2 protein-coding genes are annotated in these 1,774 nt (G+C 65.1%); both read right to left on the bottom strand.

The features are described from left to right. Positions 1-6: 6 nt before the first annotated feature. Positions 7-291 carry a 30S ribosomal protein S16 gene (rpsP, locus tag VJ307_09860; protein ID HJX74447.1) on the bottom strand — a complete coding sequence of 95 codons (285 nt, stop codon included), beginning with the start codon at positions 289-291 and terminating at the stop codon, positions 7-9. Between the two features lie 50 nt (positions 292-341). Continuing rightward, positions 342-1,676, bottom strand: coding sequence for a signal recognition particle protein (ffh, locus tag VJ307_09855; GenBank protein HJX74446.1), 1,335 nt, complete (start codon positions 1,674-1,676; stop codon positions 342-344). Positions 1,677-1,774: the final 98 nt, after the last annotated feature.

Genomic DNA, 1,774 nt, shown 5'->3' with positions numbered 1-1,774 from the left:
GGCCCTTTACGCGACCGCCTTCCGCTCCTTCTTCTCGTCGTGGAATTTCTTCCAGATCCCCACCTTGCGGAGCAGGCTCCGGACCGTCTCCGTCGGCTGCGCCCCCCGGTGGAGCCACTTGAGCGTCTGCTTCTCGTCGATCAGGAAACGGGGCGGGTTCTCCTTCGGGTCGTAGGTCCCGACCTTCTCGATGTACCGCCCGTCCCGGGGCGCCTGGGAATCCGCCACCACGACGCGGTACGAAGGCAGCTTCTTCCTGCCCGTGCGCGTCAGACGAATCTTCACCGCCATCTCCTCACCTCCCGAATCGGTCTTCCCGATTTACGATATCACGGTCCTGCCTAGAAAATCGGCAGCCTTTTCCCGCCTTTCTTCCCCCCCGCCTTCGAGAACCGCTTGAGCATCCCTTCCGCCTGCTGGAAGTTCTTGAGCAGCCGGTTCACGTCCTGGACGGTCGTCCCGCTCCCCAGGGCGATCCTTTTGCGGCGGCTGCCGTTGATGATCTTCGCATTTTCCCGCTCCGCGCGGGTCATCGAGTCGATGATCGCCACGACCCGCGAAAGCTCCTTCTCGTCCGGGGCGGCCGCCTTGAGCTCCTTCATCTTCCCCCCCATCCCCGGGATCATCCCGAGGAGGTCCTCGATCGACCCCATCTTCCTTATGCTTACCAGCTGGTCCCGGAAATCCTCGAGGGTGAACTCGCTCCGGCGGATCTTGCGCGCAAGCTCCTGCGCCTTCTTCTCGTCGACCGTCTCCTGCGCCTTCTCCACGAGGGTCAGGATGTCCCCCATCCCGAGGATCCGGGAGGCCATCCGGTCGGGGAAGAAGGCCTCGAGGGCGTCCGTCTTCTCGCCGACGCCGACGAACTTGATGGGCGCGCCCGTGACCGCCCGGATGGAAAGCGCCGCTCCGCCGCGGGCGTCGCCGTCCATCTTGGTGAGGATGACGCCGGTCAACCCCACCTTCTCGTGGAACGCCCGGGCGACGTTCACCGCGTCCTGGCCGGTCATCGCGTCGGCCACCAGAAGGATCTCCCCGGGATCGACCGCCTCCTTGATCCTGCGCAGCTCCTCCATCAGCTCCTCGTCGATGTGGAGCCTCCCGGCGGTGTCCAGAAGGACGGTGTCGCAGCCGGAGAGGTCGGCCTGCCGGACCGCCTGCCGGCAGATCTCGACGGGGTCGCCGGAAGGGGGGCTGTCGAAGACGGGGATGCCGATCTGGCTGCCCAGGACCTTGAGCTGCTCGATGGCCGCGGGGCGGTAGACGTCGGCCGGGACCAGAAACGGGCGCCGTTTTCTCTTCTGGAGGTGGAGGGCGAGTTTTCCGCAGGAGGTCGTCTTCCCCGATCCCTGCAGGCCCACAAGCATCACGGGGACCGGCGGGCGCCTCGCCAGGTCCAGGTCCTGTTCCTGTCCCCCCATCATCTTCGCCATCTCGTCGTGGACGATCTTGATGAAGTGCTGGTCGGGGGAGAGGGAGGAAAGGACCTCGGCCCCCAGCGCCTTCTCCCTGACGGCGGCGGTGAAATCCTTGACGACCTTGTAGTTGACGTCGGCCTCCAAAAGCGCCAGCCGGACCTCGCGCAGCGCCTCCTCGACGTTCCCCTCGGAGATGCGCCCGTGGCCGCGAAGTTTTTTCAGGACGCCCTGGAATTTTTCCGACAGGTTCTCGAACAATCCCTGCCACCTCCCCGCATGAAAACTCTATATGTACAGGATAACCGCCGGTTCCGTCAAACGAAAACCGGCGGGAGGAAGAACCCGGCGGGGATGGG

This window comes from Candidatus Deferrimicrobiaceae bacterium, from assembly GCA_035256765.1.
In the GTDB taxonomy this organism is placed as follows: Bacteria; Desulfobacterota; Deferrimicrobia; order Deferrimicrobiales; family Deferrimicrobiaceae; genus CSP1-8.
This window is presented reverse-complemented; position numbering and strand designations above follow the sequence as displayed.